This window comes from Streptomyces sp. NBC_00271 (assembly GCF_036178845.1).
Lineage (GTDB): Bacteria > Actinomycetota > Actinomycetes > Streptomycetales > Streptomycetaceae > Streptomyces.
On record NZ_CP108070.1, the window covers coordinates 11,811,320 to 11,829,801 of the forward strand.

Genomic DNA, 18,482 nt, shown 5'->3' on the forward strand with positions numbered 1-18,482 from the left:
AGACCGGACCCCGCGCAAGAGGGTGCCCTCGTACATCGTGCTTACGGTTTGTCTAGCACCGTCCCCGTCAGCACCGGCCTGTCGGGCAGCGGAACGGCGTTTCTGTCGGTCAGTGCGAGGCGCATCGACTCGGTCGGCTCGGCCACCTGGTCCCGCACGGTCGGCACGACGAAGTCCACGCTGGTGTTCCCGGCCGGGATGCTCAGCCACACCCACAGGTGCGCGTCGGACAGCGGCCGCTCGGGGTCGGGCACGTCACCGGACGAGTCCTTGAGCCACTGCGGGTCCACGTCCTTGGTGGACAGCTCGGTGCCCTCGGTGACCGGAAGCACCCGCACCGCTTGCCCGATGTCCACCGCCGCGGGCGCGTCCATGGACAGCCGCCAGGTCAGCGCCTCTCCCTCGGTCACCCGGCCCGCGACCTGTGACAGGGTGACCACCGGCTCGGGGTCGTCATTCTGGACGGTGAGCCCGCCCCGGGGCTTGCCGACGACGGCGTTGTGGACGGCCTTGACGGCGATGTCGTGCTCTACGTCGTCGTCGCCGTAGGCCGTGTCGCCCTTCACCTCGACTGGCACGTCGATCGCGTCGCTGCCGGGCCATACGGTCACGAGGCGGTTCTCGGCCCGGCCGCTGTCGGGGTCGAGGACGTACACGCGGACCTGCCCGCTGCCGTGCCCGGAGATCTTGACCGGGATCCGGTAGGTGCGGGTGCCCGAGTCGCCTTCCTTGACGACCGTGCGGCCCACGTCGACACGCGGCAGTGCGGCCGCGTTCACCGCCGGAGTGCCGGGCGCCCAGCCCCAGGCGTCCATCAGCCAGGCCCGCCCGGACTGCGAACGGGGCGTCAGCTCAAGGGACTTGACATGGCTGAGATCGAGGCCGGCCCGGGTCGCGGCCGACAGCGGGACGCGCAGTTCCTGAGCCCAGTAGGAGGCGGTGAGCCCGGAGCCCGGGAGCCCGTCCACCTTGACCGAGCCCAGCGTCACCCGACGGTTGGAGAAGTCGGTGACGGATACGTCGAACTTCGTGCCGGTCGTGTTCGGCGGTACGAAGACCCGGAGCGCGAGCTTCTGGGAGTCGCGGAGGGAGAGCGGCTTGGCCGGAGTGATGCGCGCGGCCGTGCCCGGCGCGGACCACTTCAGGCCCACCGCGCTGCGGCCGGTCTCCTGTTGCGTCACCCACTGCGCGAAGTGCGGTGACGATCCGAGGGTCTCCGGGTCCAGACAGGCCACGGCCGGGTCGGGGTCGACCGCCGAACACAGCCGGGCGCCGGTCACCTTCGCCCCGCCGTCCGGCAGGAAACCACCGCTGCGGCGGCCGCCGACCGCGTGGGTCAGCACCCGGGCCGGGTCCGCGGACGGGGCCCGCGTGCCGGAACCGTCGAGCAGCGGACGCACCCGGTCGTCCCCGGCGAGGAAGAGCCGGGCCGCGGCGGCGATGTACGTCGCGCCCGCCTTGTGCTGCTGGGCGGCGGTCAGCCGGGTCGCGGCACCCGGCGTGCACACCGGGTCCGGTTCCTCCTCCGGGTCGGTCCGGAAGTCGTCCCTGGCCGGTGCGACGGCCTCGCCCGGCGTCCACTCGCTGTTGAAGTAGTTGTGGTTGGCGCCGACCACGTACACCGCGCTGTGCAGTGCCGCGCCCCGGCTGATCCCGCGCGTCCCGTCGACGAAGGTCTCGCCCTGCAGGTCCGACACGTCGCCGTCGCAGCCCGGCAGCAGCGTCACGGACGGCACGTCGGCGACTGGATTCTGGCCGAAGATCGTCGGTCCGATAAGCACAGTCCCGCGCACCTTCCAGCGCACCGGGCCCCGGTAGCCGTCCTCGGCGGCCGGCGGCGGGTAGAGGCTGTCCAAGGCGGCCCGGTTGACGCCCTCGCCACCGCGCGAATGGCCGACGAGCAGGACATGGGAGAGGTCCGCCTTCGCCGCCTCGCGTACGACGGCCGGGGCGGAAGAGCGATGGGCGCTCCAGTCGGCCCAGCGGGCGAGGTGCTGCCGTACCAGCGAGGAACGCGCCTGCGCGCCGGCGTCCTCGGCCTCCCAGTCCTGGGCGTTGATGCCGTTCGCCGAGATCGACACCGTCACATAGCCCTGGGAGGCCAGCAGTTGCTGGTCGCGCAGATAGCCCAGGTAGCTCGGGATCGGCTTGTAGCCGTCCGCACAGGGCCAGTCGCCGGTCACGTCGTCCTCGGAGCCCGGCTTGTAGCAGGTGTCGTGGCGGCCGTGCAGGAACAGCGCGAGCGGCCGGCTGCCGGAGGCACCCTTCGGCGCCACCACCTCGGCGGTCATCTCCACCGGGGTGTCGAACCCGGGCAGGCGCACCAGGTCGAGGTCGTACTCCCCGGCGACCGTGCGGTACGCGCCGGGTTTGCCCGGATCAACGCCGTTCGCCGGCGCCTGCGCGGGCATCCGTGCCACGCTCGAGCCGGACCTGTGCGTGTCGTCGGCCGCCGCGTCCAGCCGACGTCCCGCGGCCGTCACTTGAAGGTCCGTCAGCTGCTCGGGCCGCGTCTCGCCGAGGGCGAGCCGGAAGGTCCGCCCATCCCTCGCCGGCTTCGGCACCCCGAGCAGCCGGTCCCCGGTACGGAACTCGACCCGCGCATCCCCCATGGGCACGGCCTTCGGCGCACGCCAGACCAGCTCACGCGCCCCGCCCTCCCCGTCGATCCGCCACCCCGGCGGAAGTGGGCTGTCGTCCGTCGCGCTCAACAGCCCTGATTCGTGCGGCTGTTCAGCCTGTGCCAGTCCGGGCGAGCCCGCCAGGACCGCCAGCACCGCCACGGCGGTCACACATATTCGCCGGGCACGGATCAATGATCCTCTCCTCAAAACCCCGTGCGCAGACGTCCCGTCGGTCCCGGGCGCCTCTCGCATCACCTAGGACGGGGGAGGGCGCTGTCACGTTGGCTGACCGGGTGGGATGATCTTCTGGTTGATCATGCTGGGAGGGCGTCGTCCGTGGGGAGCACGTCACCGTCGTACAGGGGGCACCGGTACCCGGGCCAGGTGATCTCGCACTGTATGCGGCTGTACTTCCGCTTTCCGCTCAGCTTCCGCGAGGTCGAGGAGCTGATGCTCCAGCGCGGCGTCATCGTCTCCTGCGAGACAGTGCGCCGCTGGTGCGCCAAGTTCGGCCAGGCCTACGCGAACGGACCGCGCCGCCGCCTGCCCCGGCCCGAAGACAAGTGGCAGGGGAAGGCCGGCCCCATCTCGGTGCCGCGCCTCGAGCGCAGTACCACCCGCCCCGCGTCGATAGAGACCAGGGCCTGCCACCTGTCTTGCTTCGGCTCACCCGCCCACCCCGGCAGCAGCGCAGGGTCGGACACAGGGGCGGCGAGCATCGGTTCCGGCAGTGTCCACGTCACAGCCCATGCCTTTCACCCAGCCCGCCCGTCGGCAAACCGGGTGCGCGTACGCACCCGACTACCGGCCCGGCCACGGCAGGTCAGCGCACTACAACACCTCGCCGGGGGCTGTGTGCTGAGCTCCTGGCGCACGTCCAGGCAGCGCAGCCGGACACGGGCTGCCCGGATCCCGTGTCGTACGGTCTGATGTCGCGGCCGCCCACCGTCCGCAACGGATCTCACCGAACCCGGCGGTGCCGCCGGTACGGCCGAAAGATCTGAACCAATACCGGGAATCAGGCCGCGACGAGCTCCTGCTCGCGGTCCGGCGTCTTGACCTTGGGCTTCTTGTTCGGCAGCGAGAGCCGGAAGACCTTGTGCCACGCGGAGAACACCTGCTTGGGCAGCGGCCCGGTGACGTACTCCAGCTCGTACTTTTCGAACAGCGCGCGCACCTTCACCGCGACCTCGGCGTACCGGTTGCTCGGCAGGTCCGGGAACAGGTGGTGCTCGATCTGGTGCGACAGGTTGCCGGTCATGAAGTGCATGGCCCTGCTGCCGCTGATGTTCGCCGAGCCCATCATCTGGCGCAGGTACCACTGGCCGCGCGTCTCGCCCTTGATCGACCGGCGCTCGAAGACCTGCACGCCCTCGGGGAAGTGCCCGCACATGATCACCGAGTGGGACCAGATGTTGCGGACCAGGTTCGCGGTGAACGTGGCGGCGAGCGTGGTGAGGAACGACGGGCCCGACAGCAGCGGGTGGATCACGTAGTCCTTGAGTACCTGCTTGCGGATCTTGCGGCCCACGGCCTTGGCCCGCGCGCGGAACTCCGGGTTCTTGCGGCGGCGCTTGTGCAGGTTCTTGCCGAGCTCCAGGTCGTACGCTGCGATGCCGTACTCGAAGAAGCAGGCGTTGAGGAAGTTCCACAGCGGCTGGCCGAGGTGGAAGGGGTGCCACTTCTGGTCCTCGTCGACGCGCATGATGCCGTAGCCGAGGTCGTTGTCCTTGCCGATCACGTTGGTGTACGTGTGGTGCAGCTCGTTGTGCGAGTGCTTCCACTGGTCGGCCGGCGAGACGTGATCCCACTCCCAGGTGGTGGAGTGGATCTTCGGGTCCCGCATCCAGTCCCACTGGCCGTGCAGGATGTTGTGGCCGATCTCCATGTTGTCCATGATCTTCGCCACGGACAGACCGGCGGTGCCGATCACCCACGCGGGCGGGAAGATCGAGAACAGCAGCACGCCCCTGCTGACCAGTTCGAGCTTGCGCTGCGCCGAGATGACCTTTCGGATGTAGGCGGCGTCTTTCTCGCCGCGGCCGGCGATCACCTCGTCGCGGATCGCGTCCAGCTCGCGGCCGAGCTCCTCGATCTGCTCCGCGGTCAGGTGGGCGGTGGGGTCGATGGCGGTCAAGGTGCTCCTACCGTTCGATGTCGCAGGGGCCCGCGGCGGCGGACACGCAGGTCTGGATGAGGACGCCCGGCTCGGCCTCGGTGATCTCGCCGGTGCGCAGGTCGCGGACGGCGCCCGCCTTGAGCGGCGAGACGCAGCCGAAGCAGATGCCCATGCGGCACCCGGAGGGCATGAGCACGCCGGCCTCCTCGCCGATGTCCAGCAACGGCGTGGCGCCGTCCGCGTCGACCCTCTTGCCGGTGGCGCTGAACGTGACCTCGCCGCCGTCGCCGGTGACGACGATGCTGGGGCGGAAGCGTTCGGTGTGCAGGCGCTCGTGTACGCCGTGCTGGGTCCAGTGCTCTTCGGCGGCGTCGAGCAGGCCCGCTGGCCCGCAGGCCCAGGTCTCGCGCTCGGCCCAGTCGGGCACGAGTTCGTCGAGACGGGCGATGTCGAGCATGCCGTCTGTGTCGGTGTGCACCTCGGTGAGCCGCAGCTTCTTGTCCGTGACCAGGTCGTGCAGTTCGCTGCGGAAGATCACGTCTTGCGGCTGTGGCGCGCAGTGGACCATGACGACGTCGTCGAACTCGGTGTCGCGCAGCATGCCCATCACGGGCGTGATGCCGCTGCCGGCCGTCAGGTAGAGCACCTTGGCGGGCTTGGCCTGCGGCAGCACGAAGTCACCGGTCGCCTGGTCGAGTTGGATCAGCGTGCCCGGTTTCGCCCTGCGGACCAGGTGGTTGCTGACCTTGCCGTCCGGGATCGCCTTCACGGTGATCGTGACGCGGCCGTCTGGGCGGTTGGTCGGCGAGGTGAGGGAGTAGGCACGCCACAGGCGCACCCCGTCGACGTCGACCCCGATCCGCACGTACTGACCGGCTGTGTGGCCGCGCCAGCCCCGTCCCGGCCTGATCACGATGGTCGCGGCGTCACCCGTCTCGGGGTGTACGGCCTCGATGCGCCCGCGCAGGTCGGCGCCCGCACGCAGCGGGCTGACCAGGTCGAGGTAGTCCGACGGCAGCAGCGGCGTCGTGACCATCTCCAGCAGTTTCCACGCCCTGCTGCGGAGGGCTGTGCTCGTCATGGCTCCAGCTTGCTGCGTCTCAGGGCGTAAAGTCCTGACCGCAGGACGTGAATCTGATCGGCGGAATTGTTCGCAGGGAATAAGAACGTGAGCCATGTAACCCGGAGGGCCAGCGAACTGGCCCTGGACGAGACGACGGTCACCGTGCTTCGGGCCGCGCTGAAGACCACCGCCGACGAGGTCGTCCAGGCGATCATCGACGAGGTCCCTTCCTACGCCAACGCCCTTTCGGGCAGCATGGGCGGCACCATCCGCCGAGCCGTCCGCACCGCCCTGGGGCACTACCTGGACCTCGCGAGCGGGAGCGCCGCAGGCGGCGACGGCGGTGACGCGGCCTACGAGCTGGGCCGCGGCGAGGTGCGCGACGGCCGTTCGATGGACGCCCTGCTCAGCGCCTACCGCGTCGGCGCCCGCGTGGCCTGGCGATGCCTGGCGGCGGGTGCCGTACCCGCAGGTCTGCCCGCCGCCGAGGTCGCCAAGTTCGCCGAGCTGACCTTCGCCTACATCGACGAGCTCTCCGCCGCGAGCGCCGCGGGTCACGCCGACGAACTGGCCGCCCGGGGCAGGGACCACGAGCGGCACCTGGAACACCTGGCCCGCGACCTCCTCGCCGGCGCGAGCCCGGACGTGCTGCTGGCCTCTGTTCAACGGGCCGGGTGGCAGCCCCCGGTGTCACTGACCGCGGTCCTGCTGCCCGCCGCCCAGGCCAGGCCTGCCTACCGCGCGCTCGACCCGAGCACCCTCGTCCTCGACGATCTGCCGGACGCCACCGGTGTGCTGCTCGTCCCCGATGCCGACCGGTCACATCTCCTGCGGCAGCTGACCGACCGCACCGCCGTGGTCGGCCCGGCCCGGCCATGGACTCGTGCGTCCGCCTCGTACGCACGAGCCGTACGCGCGCGCTCCTCTCCTCTGATATTCGCGACACCGAGGACCACCTGCCCGAGCTGGTGCTGAGCGCTGACGCGGACGCGTTCGCAGATCTGCGTGCCCGGGCCCTCGCACCGTTGCGGACCTTGCCTGTCGCGACCGCACGGCGGCTGGAGGAGACGTTGCGGGCGTGGCTGCTGCACCAGGGCAGGCGGGACGAGGTGGCGGCGGCGTTGTTCGTCCATCCCCAGACGGTCCGGTACCGGATGTCGCAGCTGCGGGAGCTGTTTCCGGATCTCGCATCGCCACAGCGGGTCCTTGAACTGACGCTGGCGGTCGGTCTTCGGGTCAGCTGACGCGTACTTCGACCGTCCACGCCCGCGCCCGCGAGCGGACCAGGAATCGTGCCTCGTTCTCGGTGCCATCAGCTAGCTCATGCGGCCCGGGGAAGAGCGGTATTAGCCAGCTGAGACCGGGGGTTGATGTGAAGACCAGACAAGGCCTCAGGAAGCCCGTCGGGGGCGCTGTCTCCGAGAAGCGCGGTGGCGGATACGGCTCGACTGGATCCGGTGGACGATGCGCACCGGCCCGCTCGCCGACGCGCTCATCGAGCATCTGGTCGGTGATCTGGGCAGCTATGCCCTGGAAAACGGCTTTCATATCGTCGTGGATGGCGCTGTCCTGGCACGAGCTGACCCACGGGCGCGCGGCGGGCTGCAGCTGGGTGACCGGCGGGGCGGCCACGCCGGGTCACCAGGGGCGGGGGGCCGGGCCGCTCGCGCCGGGGACCACCGTGGTTCTGCGACGGCCCCGTGCCTCCCTTCCGACAGGTCAACCGGACGACCGACCGGGCCGGCCTGGCACACCGCGCGAGGGATGATGGGGATGGAATGACGGAACGTGAGGTCAGGAGTATCCATGGCGAAGCGGGTTCACCAACCCCGTGAGGACGCGGAGTTCGATTTCATCCTCGGGATGAGCACAGTTCCGGTCCTCGCGTACTTCACCGGGACATGGCCCAAGGCGATCGAGCCCTGCCGGGTGATGGACCTCGTCGTGGGTGGCATCGCCGACGAGTACACGGGCCGCCTGACGGCCGTCCGCGCTGACATCACGCGCTGTCCGGCTGCGACCGAGCGATACGGGATCACCGGAGCCCCGTCCTACGTCCTGCTGAAGGAGGGAGAGGCGGTGGCGCACGGCACGGGGCCCATGACCATCGCCGAGGTACGGGAGTTCCTGGACGGCCACCTGTGAGCGGCCGCTGCGGCACGTGGCCGCGACGCCCCTCACGTCTCGTCTATGGGAGCTGCGCCGCCTGAGACACCCCCACAGGTCACATAACGCCGTCCAGCGCTGTCGCGTCCGGCAGCTGCGCAGCCCCGGACACCACCTCCGGAAACGCCGGCGTCATCTGAGTGCCGCGTCTCAGAAGCGGGCCGACCGTCTGAAGCGCAAGACCGATGTACTGACCTGGGTCGGCCTCGCGGTCCCGCTACTCACCGGAGCACGGCACCGATGTGTCCTACCCGATGGTCCGGCGCTACGTCTCCGACCGGAAGCCGGAGGTCCTCGCGGCCTCGGGCAAAGTCCCGGTGGAAGCATTCGTGCTGCAGACCCATCTGCCGGGCCACGAGGCGGAAGTCGACTTCGGCAGCGTGACCGTGCGACTGGCCGGCGAGCTGTTGACCGGGGGGCCGATCTTGGCCTGGCCCCGCCAATTCGACCCCGGAGTCCTATTAGGCTCGCGGGGGACGGTCTTGGTCCTCTCGAGGTGCCCGTGCTCCGTCGACCGCGGCACTCCGACCATTACGTGACCTCGATGACGTACGGTGCCGACCACCGCCAGGTCGCCGGAGCGGCTGAGAAAGCCTCTACGATCCGGTTGATCACCGAACGGGGGAGGGGACATGGCCGAGGGCCGGGAAACGGACGCGGTCGCCGAGAGACCGGTGGAGCTGGCCTACCGGCCGACCGTCGGCGAATTGGCGTCCGCGCTGCGGGCACGCGCGAGGAGCACCGGCGCGGGACGCTTTCAGCGCGGGGCGCTGGTCTGGACGGTGGCGGTCACGAGCATCGGCTCCCTGCTGTCGGCGGCTGGCTCCGGCCACCGGGACACACCTTGGCCGCTGTATGCAGGGGTGGTGGTCTTCGTCGCCTTCATGACTGCGGTGCCGTGGTTGCAGGCGCGCCGCCTCCACCGGCTCGCCGAACGGCAGGGGGACATCCGCGGGACGGTCGACGACACCGGGGTCCGGCTCACCACCGCGCACAGCTCGGCCAGCCACAACTGGCACCTCTACTCGCGCTATGTGGAGACGCCGGAGCTGTTCGTGCTTCTCAGCGCCGACAAGTCCGCCGTCGGCTTCGCCGTCTTGCCCAAGCGGGCCGTGGCGGACCCGGAGGAGGTGGACCGGCTGCGGGCGGTCCTCGACCGGCGACTCGTGCGCGCGGACGGCGCCGAGGCGCCCGGAAGCCCGCGGAGCCGGGGCCGGGCCGTCGGCCGCGGGGTCGCCTCCGTCGGGCTGTTGCTGCTGGGGCTGCTGCTGTTCTTCTTCGCCTTCGCCGCCGTTCAACACGCCGCGCACCCAGGCCGCTTTCCCGGGATTCAGAAGAACACCGCCCCGATATCGGCCGTCATGCTGGGGCTGGGGGCGCTTGCGGTCGCCGGGGCTTGGTGGCTCGTGCGGCGGATGACCGCCATGCGGATTGTGACCGCACTGCTCGCCGTCCTTGTCCTGCTGGCCGGTGGCACCGCCCTGTACCGCGTCGGGCCAATGCTCCACTGCTGGGGCTCGGACCGGATTGCCCGCGGGCCTGAGGGCGCCTACGTCTGCTACGACTTCTGAGCGGGCCTCGGTCTCCGAGCGGGTCCGGAGATCATCTCTCGGCGGCGAGCCGCAGAAGCCGCGCAGTCAGCAGGGCGGTAAGAACCGTGTCACCGATCCTGCTGGCTTATTCGGTCACGCGGCGAGGGAGAGGTCGAGGCGGGCAAGCCGGGAGCTCGATCTCCTGCCCGGCGGCACCGAGACCGTCATGGGCGCCGACAGCACCCTCAAGGAGGCGGTCGACCGCATCATGCTCGACACCGGCTTGGTCGGCCTTCCCGCACTCGATCGCTAAGAGGGCATCTGATCTAGGTAGTTGGTAGTTAGGGATGTTTTTGTGACTGTCGGGGATGGCTGTCGTTGAGCGAGGCGTGAACGCTCGTCGCCTGTACCGCAGTGATGTCTCCGATGCCCGCTGGGCCTTGATCGAACCGGTTTTCACGGCCTGGCGAGCCGGCCGGACCGGCCCCGGTACGGCGGCCCGGGTCCACGACTTACGGGAGATCGTCAACGCGATCCTCTACGTCAACCGAACCGGCATTCCCTGGGAGTACCTGCCGCACGACTTCCCGCCGTACAAAACCGTCTATGACTACTACGCGAAGTGGGAAGCGGATGGCACGACCCAGCGGGTCCACGACCTGTTGCGTGAACGGACCCGACGTTCCCACGGCCGCAACGCGGAGCCAACCGCCGCCGTGATCGACGCGCAGAGCGTGAAGACTTCGGCAAACGTGGCCGAGACCAGCCAGGGCATCGACGCCGGCAAGAAGATCAAAGGACGCAAGAGGCACCTGATCACCGACACACTCGGCCTGGTGCTGGCCGTCCTCATCACCGCCGCCAACGTGCACGACACCGCCGGCGGCAAGCTCCTGCTCGACGACCTGGCCGCCGCCCATCCCGGCGTGACCAAGGTGTGGGCCGACGGCGGTTACCAGACCAGCATCCTCAACCACGGCGCCGGACTCGGCATCGACGTCGAGGTGGTGCAGCGGCCTCGGGCGAAGGGGTTCGAGCCCCTGCCGAAGCGATGGGTGATCGAGCGGACCTTCGGCTGGCTCATGCAGCACCGCCGCCTCGCGCGGGACTACGAAGCCCTCCCACAGAGATCCCGCACGATGATCCACTGGGCAATGGCTAACAAAATGTCCCGCGAGCTGACCGGAGAATCCACCCCAACGTGGCGAATCGAAACGGACAACACTGCCATAGCAATCTGAAAGCTGATCAGATGCTCTCTTAGTGCGTGTTTCTCAACTCGCAGCGTCGAAGACGTGGCGGGCCGGGGGCGATAGATAGAGAAGTTGACGGATGGCGACGCGGCCCACGTACGGGTGCCCGTCGATCTCCGCGCGCCGAGCGGCTTGCTCGGGGTCCTGCCGGTGAGGCTGCTGGACCGGGCGCTTGCGATGTCGGCTTGCCGCCTCCACTATTCCGTCTTGCTAAGTACCGGTAGTCAGCGTTACTGTGTACCGGTACTCAATAGCGCTGACTAGTGCAGGGAGGAGGTGTTCTGTGACCAAGCTGGAGACGGAGATGCTCAAGGGCACGCTGGAGGGCATCATCCTCGCGTCCCTGGCCGGTCGGCCTGCCTACGGCTACGAGATCACGGCGCGGCTGCGGGAGCAGGGTTTCTCCGACATCGCCGAAGGGACCATCTACGCGCTGCTTCTCAGGATGGAGAAGCGCGGTCTCGTCGACGTGGAGAAGGTTCCCTCAGAGAAGGGGCCGCCACGCAAGGTGCACTCCCTCAACGCTCAGGGACGGGAGTACCTCGAAGAGTTCTGGAGGACGTGGAGCTTCCTCACGGAACGACTGGAACAGCTCCGCGAAGGGGGAAAGTAGCCATGTCCGATGTGGAAAAGAGCGGCTTCATCTCGAAGGTGATCGGGCCCAAGAAGCGCTGGAGGGCGTACAAGGCGCGCGTCAAGGAGCTTCCCGAGAACTACCGTGCGGCGGTCGAGGCGATCGAGCGGTACCTGATGCACTTCGTGCCGACCGACGGCGAAAGCAACGCGTCGATGTTCGAAGACCTCGCCGACCTGTTCGAGCAGGCTGCGGTGAACGGAACTCCGATCCGCGAGGTTGTCGGGGAGGACCCGGTGGAGTTCGTCAACGCGTTCGCCGAGAACTACTCGGAGGGCGGCTACGTCCCCGCCCGTGCACGGAAGCAGCTGACCGACGAGATCGAGCGCGCCGCCGGCAACGAGACCGGAACAGACGACAAGACGGTCTGATCGCGCCTCAGCACATCGCCCCCCGAGGGGGGCCGAGCGCCACTTTCATCGCCTTTCTGCACAGTGCGGCCGCGGGGTCATGCCCGGCCGGCCGCCTCGCGTCGCATGCCCGCGGCGCCGTCGAGACCGACCACTGCGTGCAAGGAGATTCATGATGGGAAACGGCAACAACGGCTTGTCCGAAGCAGGGCTGCGCCGACTGCGCGAGGTACTGGAAGCGCATGTTGAGTCCAAGAAGATCCCCGGACTCGTCGCCCTGGTCGGCCGGGGCGGCGAGACCCATGTCGAGGTGATCGGGACGATGCGCCATGACGGTGGCCCGCCGATGCGCCGGGACACCATCTTCCGGATGGCCTCGACGACCAAGCCGGTCGCGGTCTCCGCGACGATGGTCCTGCTGGACGAGTGCCGGCTGCGACTTGACGACCCGATAGATCAGTGGCTACCGGAACTGGCCGACCGGCAGGTACTCAAGCGGCCCGACAGCCCGCTGGACGACACCGTGCCGGCACGGCGTCCGATCACCGTGCGGGACCTGCTCACCTCCACCTGCGGGCTCGGGCTGGACACGACGGCCATGGGCTCCCCGATGATGAGCGCGTACTTCGAGCAGAAGGTCTACGGCGAGAACGGATGGATGCTGCCGGCGGTGGAGCCGGATGAGTGGATGCGCCGCCTGGGCACGCTCCCGCTGATGTACCAGCCCGGAGAGCGGTGGCTGTACAACGTCAGCGACGACGTGCTCGGGGTGCTGGTGGCCAGGGTCACCGGCCAGTCGTTCGAGGCGTTCCTGCGCGAGCGCATCTTCGATCCGCTGGGCATGAAGGACACCGGTTTCCACGTGCCCGCCGACAAGATCGACCGGCTGCCGCCCCTGTACGCCCCCGATCCGCAGACCGGGGAGTTCACCGTGGAGGACAAGGCCGAGGGGGGACACCACAGCAGGCCTCCGGCGTTCCAGTCCGGCGGCGGCGGACTCGACTCCACCGCCGACGACTACCACGCCTACTTCCGGATGCTCCTCAACCACGGAATGCACGGCACCGAACGGATCCTGTCCCGGGCCGCCGTCGAGCTGATGACCACCAACCGCCTCACACCCGAGCAGACATCCGCCCTACAGGCCTGGGCCCGCAGCGTCATCCACCTGTCACACGGCCAGGGGCAGACCGGCGGCTGGGGCTTCGGGATGACCGTGCGCACCTACCGAGGCGACTACGCGCCCATCGGCCAGTTCGGCTGGGACGGCGGAGCCGGCACCACCACCTACGCCGACCCGCACAACCAACTCGTCGGCATCCTGCTCACCCAGACCGGGATGTCCACCCCGGACTCGGCACGGGCCATGCAGGACTTCTGGACCACCCTCTACCAGGCAATCGACAACTGACCTGCCTACCTGGTCGAGTCGGCTGGCACCGGATTCCTCGACCAGCTGGGGGTGGCGCCTTTCCGGGCCAGGCGCCTGGTCATGAGGGTGATGGCAGCCCAGGTGATCAGAGTCTCGGAGTGCTGGACGAGCCGTTCGTAGTCCCGGGCATGCCGGCGCGCGTGCATCATCCACGCAAGACTGCGTTCGACGACCCAACGACGAGGCAGCACGACGAAGCCTGAGGCGTCCTTGGGACGGCTGACCGGCTTGATCGTCAGGTTAAGGTGCTGTTTGGCCCAGTCGACGAGCTTGCCGGCATAGGCGGAGTCCGCCCACACGATCGTGATCTCGAGGTGCATCAGGCGCAGGCGGAACAGGACCTCCTTCGCCGCAGCCGAGTCGTGCAGGTCAGCGGGGGTGACCATCACCATGAGAGGCAGTCCGCGGGTATCGACGACCATATGGCGCTTGCGGCCGTTGATTTTCTTGCCCGCGTCGTAGCCGCGAGTGGCCTTGGAGACCGTCTCGGCAGCCTTCACGCTCTGGGAGTCGATCACGGTGGCGACCGCCCGGGGGCCTATGCCCATGCCCCGGCGGATCCGACCGGCGAGCTGGTCGCGGATCTGCCCGACAATCCCGGCCGCTGCCCAGCGGGCCATAAACCCCCAGACCGTGCGCCAGGGCGGGAAATCCGCAGGCAAGGCCCGCCACTTGCAGCCCGTATCGACGACATAGCGGATGGCATCGACGATCTCGCGGCGCGGATGCTTCTCCGGCCGCCCGCCGGTGGACGTCTCACAGGCCGGAGTGGGCAACAGCGGCTCGATCAGCGCCCATTCAGAGTTCGTGGTGTCCGAGGGGTAGCGGCGAGAGCGCATGACGAAGGCCTTCGAGCTGTGCGGTGGGGCCGCCCACAGGGCGGCCCCACCGCAGGTCAGGAGCTGGCGACGAGGTCGAGGGTGGATTCGATGGAGTTGAGCTGGGCGACGATGTGCTTGACCCACTTGTCACCCGGGTGGGCGGCGGCGTGCGGGGCGACCGTGCCGGTGATGAACCGGCGGAACTCGGTCAGCTTCTCCCTGACCACCGCCCGTTCGTATGCCTCCAGCACGTCCCGTTCCGCTCCGAGCTGGTAACCGCCCGCCCGGTTCCAAGTCAGCGGGGGCCATCCCTTCTCCGCGGCCTGGTCCTTCAGCGCAGCAAGTCCGGAGCGGACCTGGCTAGCGGTCAGGTCGCTGGCGCGTACCAGCTGGGGGAACTCAAGGCCGGCGGGTCTGGCCTCGAACAGCACGAACCGGAGAGTGTCCGCGTGACGTCTGGCTGCATCGCCCCGTCGCCGTGAGGGACGGGGCATCCTCATTCGCCCTTCAGAAGACGGGCGAGCTCGTCGTCGACGTCGACCCTGCCGGTGTCGACGGCCGTCTCGACCCAGTCGAGCGTCGCCCGGCAACGTGCGACGTTCTCGTGCACGATCGTGCGCTCGTCGTCGCTGAAGGTGTGGTTGCGCAGTCCGGGAACGATCCGCCCGGCCGCCGCGACGAAGGAGTGGAAGGCCGTGACCAGGTCCAGGAACTCCATGCTCCGCTCGATGTGCCGGACCGCGGGCGCGACCGGGCTGGTGCGTTCGAAGTCCTCGCGGGCTTGCCGGCTGCGTTCGTTCTGGGCATGGTTGACCTGGAACCGGGCGGTGTCGTCGCTCATCGCCCTGAACGCGACGTCCGGCCTGCGCAGCAGGCTGGTCGCGGCGTTAGCCGCGACCGACTCGTCGCGGGTGAACTCCTCCACCACCCGGGCCTTGTCCACCGTGGTCACCTTGGCGGTCACCTCGGGCCGCTTCAGGAAGTCACTCGTCACCGCCGCGGCGACCTGGTCGTCCTAGGCGAGCGAGTGAATCGCGGTGATCTTCTCCGTCGGCGTCACCGGCGTCTCGACTTGGTTGCCCACCCGCCGTTTGGCGTCGTCCGGTGTCCATCGCCCCTTGCCCTCGGGCGGCGTGAGGATCGCGGCGAACCGCTCCTCGTCGTCCTCGATGTAGGCCAGTGTCCGGTGAACCGTGTAGGAGACGCCCTTCTGCCGGCGCTCCGCCGGCCAGCGCGAGGACGTCCACCTCGCCGACTTCACTGTGCTGAACTTCAGGCCGATGTCCTCGGCAAGCCGCATCAGCGTCGCGGTCACCGACCATTCCGCATCGCCTCGGCTGTTGCCGCCGTGCTCCCGGATCGGCTCGATCTCCAGGGCGCGGTCCCCGATCGTGAACTGGCCACGAGTCTGCTGCTCCACCACGTCCCGCAGCTCGGCCACGATCTGCTCGTAACGGGACTGGCTTACGTTTCCGACGTTGTTGGTCTCCTCGGTCATGGTGTTTCACCACCAACTGCGGGCCGGGGCACGCGCCCGTCAAATCGGTACTCGGCTGGTTTTCGGCAACGGGGAGCAAGTGTCCACGGTGGCCGACCGACTGGCCTCCGGGCAGGATCCGCTCCCGGCTCTGGACGGGCTGGACTACGAACCGGACCCGCCGATCTTCACTCCCCGTCTGACCGTGATCGCGGACAACCACGAGGGCGGCGAGGCTTGGTTCGGTGCCGCGCGACGCAGCACCGCGGACCGCACCGCCACGAACAGGCTCACCCTGCACGTCAGCGACCTGGCTCCCGGCGAGGGAGTGCTCATGACGACCTATCGCTCGGATGGGCAGGAGATCGCCACCGGTGACCCATTCATGGAAATCCGCACCACCGCTGAGACGAGCAGTGATCTCCTCGACGAGCTGTGGTCGGGGCTGCCGTCCCAACTCCGCATTGCCGCGGCTGTCTTCATGCCCGGGGACTTGAAGAGTTCCGGCATGCGACAAGCCTCAGGCACTTGCGTCTGATCTTCCTCCGGTGCTGAGCCCCCGGGCTCAGCACCGAGAATCCACTCGGCAAGATCACTTCAAGAACAGACGCACGCCGACAGGCCAGAGGTTGGGGAATTACGTGACCACAGCCCCTGGGGAACTACGCGGCTCTGACCGCGATTTCGTGAACGATCTTGAGTTGGGCTGGCGCGCCAGGAGATGCTGCAGTTTGTGAGGAACGAGCGCGGAGACAAGCGGGCGGCGGTGGAGGACGAACTGCGGTTCATGCTGTCGCAGCCGCTGGCGCGGTTGGTCACCACTGAGGATCGGCCACTGTTCATCGGGGTAGCTCACGAGTGGGACATCCCCCAGGGCGACCGGATTGCCCTGAGCGAGTGGGGCCTGCCGCAACTGCCGCTCTTCACGCCCAGGCCGCAGGCCGGACCGGATCCAGTCCTGGTACCAAACGTGGCAGGCGAGCACGAGCGCCGGCTGGTCAAAGACGGCCAGCAGCTCTACGACCTGGGATTCTGGGGGCCCAGCGAGGACAGCTTCGTCGTCGGCGTGGTTCCCGGCGATGGCCGTGTCATGTGTCTTCGTCCCGCACCGATCACCGTCGACGACATCCCAGAGGTCCTCCGGCCATACCATGCAGGCCTGCACAAGCCAGCGGTCTCCTTCTTGAGCTCCTCGGTTGCCCAGTACGTCGAGACTGCCTGGCGCTGGAGCGCGGCGATCCAGATCCTCCGGAAGGTCGAGGAACCTGCATACACGGCTTCAGAAGCGGACCATGTCCGCCACTACGACCGTCTCTACGCATGCGTGGAGCTTGTCGTGGACGCCGCACGACGCCTCGACCATGCAGTCGCGGCTGAGGATCCTCAGCCGGTCTGGATCGAGCTGATTCGCGAGAACTCCATCTGACCTGGCAGTCATGAGCCTTCGCGGAACTGCGGTCAAAGCCAATTACGCCGTCGTCGACACGCCGTTACCTCCCGCTGGGCCTGGTCGTCCGGCAGCTGCGCCATGACCTCCACCGCGAGCTCCTCCACCACCACGCCGTACCGCATTCCGCACACCCCCGTGTGATCGACTTGGCCAGCAGCGTATGTAGGAACTGCCCATCACCGTCCGGCCCGTGGATAAGAGGTCATCTCAGTTGGCGAGTCAGCCGTCGCAGATCAGGGAGCGGGCGGTGGCGGCGAAGGCGAGGAGTGGTCGGCCGTGTCGCATGATCAGATATCGTGCGCGGCCATGGGTGAACTGATAGTGATCAGGCATGGCCAGACTGAATGGAGCCTGTCGGGCCAGCACGCTGGCCGTACCGACGTTCCGCTGACTGCCGCGGGCGAGGCCGCGGCGAAGGAGCTCGCTCCGAGGCTGGCACGACGCCATCTGGTGGCGGTTTTCAGCAGCCCGCTGAGCCGCGCTTTGCGGACGGCCGAGCTGGCGGGCCTGGCCGGCGTCCGGCCCGATCCCGGTCTGCTGGAGTGGGACTACGGCGGCTACGAGGGCCTGACCTCGGCGCAGATCCAGGAGATGAAGCCGGGTTGGGACCTGTGGCGGGACGGCGTCATTCCCGGCGACGACGACCATCCTGGCGAGCGGCTCCAGCAGGTGGCAGCGCGTACGGACGCGGTGCTGGACCGGATCCGGCCGCTGCTGGACGACGGCGATGTTGCCGTCGTCGCGCATGGTCATCTGGCGCGCGTGCTCACGGTGCGCTGGCTCGGCCTCGACGCCTCCGCCAGCCGGCTGCTCGGCCATCCGCATCCAGGCACGCTCAGCTTCCTGGCCACCGAGGACGGGCAGCCGTTCATCGCCGCCTGGAACGTCCCGTAGCGGCAGTGCCGCTGCCTCACGCCTGCGGCGAGAGGCGCCGGAAGCACATGAGTGCCGCGGCGAAGCCGTACAAGCTGCTGCGGATAGCACTGGAGCGGTCGTCGAAGGTGGCCATCGCCAAGTACGCCTGGTCCGGGCGGGAGCGGCTGGGCATGTTGCGGGTGCGGGACGACGTGATCGTGCTGCACGCCATGCGCTGGCCGGACGAGATCCGCGACCCCGCCGAGCTGGCTCCCGAGGCCGTCGAGCTCACCGACAACGAGATCGAAGAGGCTCAGCACCTCATCGAGCGGATGTCCCGTGACGGCCTCGAAGGAGACGAGTTCACCGACCGGTACACGGAGGCCGTGGAGAAGCTCATCGACGCGAAGCGGGAGCACAAGGAACCGCCCAAGGCGTCCGAGGAACAGGCAGCCCCAGGCGGGGTCGTCGACCTGATGGCCGCCCTCCAGGAGTCCGTGCGCAAGGCGCAGGCCTCCCGCGGCGAGGCCACCGTCAACGAGATACCCAAGAAGACGACGGCCAAGAAGACGACGAAGAGGGCGCCCACCAAGAACGCGGCTACCAAGAAGGCCACCAAGAAGCCGGCGCCGAAGAAGCCACACAGCGCCTAGTTGTCCGGGCCTGACCTTTCACCGCTTCGTGCAGTGGCTATGTTCATGAGAAC

At 68.6% G+C, this 18,482-nt stretch carries 15 protein-coding genes and 3 pseudogenes; 12 read left to right on the forward strand and 6 right to left on the reverse strand.

All coding sequences use genetic code 11. The features are described from left to right. Positions 1 to 41: 41 nt before the first annotated feature. Positions 42 to 2,816, reverse strand: coding sequence for a hypothetical protein (locus OG798_RS54140; protein ID WP_328755829.1), 2,775 nt, complete (start codon positions 2,814 to 2,816; stop codon positions 42 to 44). A gap of 144 nt (positions 2,817 to 2,960) precedes the next feature. Between OG798_RS54140 and OG798_RS56990 the strand changes: the two are divergent. Further along, positions 2,961 to 3,191, forward strand: a pseudogene (locus OG798_RS56990) (IS6 family transposase); the annotation flags it as partial. 451 nt (positions 3,192 to 3,642) lie between these two features. On the opposite strand, the gene OG798_RS54150 reads toward OG798_RS56990, so the two are convergent. Both OG798_RS54150 and OG798_RS54155 read right to left on the reverse strand, forming a co-directional pair. Continuing rightward, the gene (locus OG798_RS54150; protein WP_328755828.1) at positions 3,643 to 4,761 is read right to left on the reverse strand and encodes a fatty acid desaturase family protein; all 1,119 of its coding nucleotides are present in this window, start codon (positions 4,759 to 4,761) and stop codon (positions 3,643 to 3,645) included. A gap of 7 nt (positions 4,762 to 4,768) precedes the next feature. Further along, a complete protein-coding gene (locus tag OG798_RS54155) occupies positions 4,769 to 5,824 on the reverse strand; it encodes a ferredoxin reductase (RefSeq protein ID WP_328755827.1) in 1,056 nt (351 codons plus the stop codon). A gap of 87 nt (positions 5,825 to 5,911) precedes the next feature. Between OG798_RS54155 and OG798_RS54160 the strand changes: the two are divergent. The 7 genes and pseudogenes from OG798_RS54160 to OG798_RS54190 all read left to right on the forward strand — a co-directional run bounded on the left by OG798_RS54160 (position 5,912) and on the right by OG798_RS54190 (position 13,152). After that, positions 5,912 to 7,050, forward strand: a pseudogene (locus tag OG798_RS54160) (PucR family transcriptional regulator). 562 nt (positions 7,051 to 7,612) lie between these two features. After that, entirely contained in the window at positions 7,613 to 7,951 is a 339-nt protein-coding gene (locus tag OG798_RS54165) for a thioredoxin family protein (protein ID WP_121413763.1), read from the forward strand. Positions 7,952 to 8,604: 653 nt separating this feature from the next. After that, entirely contained in the window at positions 8,605 to 9,543 is a 939-nt protein-coding gene (locus OG798_RS54170; protein ID WP_121413762.1) for a YcxB family protein, read from the forward strand. A gap of 350 nt (positions 9,544 to 9,893) precedes the next feature. Then, the gene (locus tag OG798_RS54175) at positions 9,894 to 10,745 is read left to right on the forward strand and encodes an IS5 family transposase (protein WP_121413298.1); all 852 of its coding nucleotides are present in this window, start codon (positions 9,894 to 9,896) and stop codon (positions 10,743 to 10,745) included. Between the two features lie 295 nt (positions 10,746 to 11,040). Then, complete coding sequence (locus tag OG798_RS54180; RefSeq protein ID WP_267059823.1) at positions 11,041 to 11,370, forward strand: PadR family transcriptional regulator; 330 nt, start codon at positions 11,041 to 11,043, stop codon at positions 11,368 to 11,370. 2 nt (positions 11,371 to 11,372) lie between these two features. Next, positions 11,373 to 11,762 (forward strand): DUF1048 domain-containing protein, encoded by a 390-nt coding sequence (locus OG798_RS54185; protein WP_121413759.1) that lies wholly within the window; start codon positions 11,373 to 11,375, stop codon positions 11,760 to 11,762. A 154-nt stretch (positions 11,763 to 11,916) separates the two neighbouring features. Further along, the gene (locus OG798_RS54190) at positions 11,917 to 13,152 is read left to right on the forward strand and encodes a serine hydrolase domain-containing protein (RefSeq protein WP_121413758.1); all 1,236 of its coding nucleotides are present in this window, start codon (positions 11,917 to 11,919) and stop codon (positions 13,150 to 13,152) included. Between the two features lie 5 nt (positions 13,153 to 13,157). Here OG798_RS54190 and OG798_RS54195 read toward each other — a convergent pair whose 3' ends face one another. From OG798_RS54195 to OG798_RS54205, 3 genes and pseudogenes are all read right to left on the reverse strand, one after another. Beyond that, positions 13,158 to 14,012 carry an IS5 family transposase gene (locus OG798_RS54195; RefSeq protein ID WP_328755823.1) on the reverse strand — a complete coding sequence of 285 codons (855 nt, stop codon included), beginning with the start codon at positions 14,010 to 14,012 and terminating at the stop codon, positions 13,158 to 13,160. 56 nt (positions 14,013 to 14,068) lie between these two features. After that, positions 14,069 to 14,488 carry a RacP protein gene (locus OG798_RS54200; protein WP_267059851.1) on the reverse strand — a complete coding sequence of 140 codons (420 nt, stop codon included), beginning with the start codon at positions 14,486 to 14,488 and terminating at the stop codon, positions 14,069 to 14,071. 2 nt (positions 14,489 to 14,490) lie between these two features. Further along, positions 14,491 to 15,492, reverse strand: a pseudogene (locus tag OG798_RS54205) (DUF6192 family protein). On the opposite strand from OG798_RS54205, the gene OG798_RS54210 reads away from it, so the two are divergent. The 4 genes from OG798_RS54210 (at position 15,491) to OG798_RS54225 (ending at position 18,429) form a co-directional block, all read left to right on the forward strand. Continuing rightward, a complete protein-coding gene (locus OG798_RS54210) occupies positions 15,491 to 16,009 on the forward strand; it encodes an IMP cyclohydrolase (RefSeq protein ID WP_328755821.1) in 519 nt (172 codons plus the stop codon). The pseudogene OG798_RS54205 and the gene OG798_RS54210 sit on opposite strands and share 2 nt — an antisense overlap. Positions 16,010 to 16,192: 183 nt before the next feature. After that, on the forward strand, positions 16,193 to 16,897 hold the full coding sequence (locus OG798_RS54215) for an SUKH-4 family immunity protein (RefSeq protein ID WP_328755820.1): 705 nt from the start codon (positions 16,193 to 16,195) through the stop codon (positions 16,895 to 16,897). Between the two features lie 330 nt (positions 16,898 to 17,227). Next, a complete protein-coding gene (locus tag OG798_RS54220) occupies positions 17,228 to 17,815 on the forward strand; it encodes a histidine phosphatase family protein (protein WP_121413752.1) in 588 nt (195 codons plus the stop codon). Positions 17,816 to 17,862: 47 nt separating this feature from the next. Continuing rightward, positions 17,863 to 18,429: a Ku protein gene (locus OG798_RS54225; RefSeq protein ID WP_328755819.1), complete on the forward strand. Its 567-nt coding sequence runs from the start codon at positions 17,863 to 17,865 to the stop codon at positions 18,427 to 18,429. The last annotated feature ends 53 nt before the right edge of the window (positions 18,430 to 18,482 follow it).

What these genes read in the sequence shown, in the direction of transcription:
- OG798_RS54155 (WP_328755827.1), bottom strand. Translation starts at nt 5,824, where the DNA reads ATGACGAGCACAGCCCTCCGCAGCAGGGCGTGGAAACTGCTGGAGATG.
- OG798_RS54165 (WP_121413763.1), top strand. Translation starts at nt 7,613, where the DNA reads ATGGCGAAGCGGGTTCACCAACCCCGTGAGGACGCGGAGTTCGATTTC.
- OG798_RS54170 (WP_121413762.1), top strand. Translation starts at nt 8,605, where the DNA reads ATGGCCGAGGGCCGGGAAACGGACGCGGTCGCCGAGAGACCGGTGGAG.
- OG798_RS54185 (WP_121413759.1), top strand. Translation starts at nt 11,373, where the DNA reads ATGTCCGATGTGGAAAAGAGCGGCTTCATCTCGAAGGTGATCGGGCCC.
- OG798_RS54190 (WP_121413758.1), top strand. Translation starts at nt 11,917, where the DNA reads ATGGGAAACGGCAACAACGGCTTGTCCGAAGCAGGGCTGCGCCGACTG.
- OG798_RS54195 (WP_328755823.1), bottom strand. Translation starts at nt 14,012, where the DNA reads ATGCGCTCTCGCCGCTACCCCTCGGACACCACGAACTCTGAATGGGCG.
- OG798_RS54200 (WP_267059851.1), bottom strand. Translation starts at nt 14,488, where the DNA reads ATGCCCCGTCCCTCACGGCGACGGGGCGATGCAGCCAGACGTCACGCG.
- OG798_RS54210 (WP_328755821.1), top strand. Translation starts at nt 15,491, where the DNA reads ATGGTGTTTCACCACCAACTGCGGGCCGGGGCACGCGCCCGTCAAATC.
- OG798_RS54215 (WP_328755820.1), top strand. Translation starts at nt 16,193, where the DNA reads ATGCTGCAGTTTGTGAGGAACGAGCGCGGAGACAAGCGGGCGGCGGTG.
- OG798_RS54220 (WP_121413752.1), top strand. Translation starts at nt 17,228, where the DNA reads ATGGGTGAACTGATAGTGATCAGGCATGGCCAGACTGAATGGAGCCTG.
- OG798_RS54225 (WP_328755819.1), top strand. Translation starts at nt 17,863, where the DNA reads ATGAGTGCCGCGGCGAAGCCGTACAAGCTGCTGCGGATAGCACTGGAG.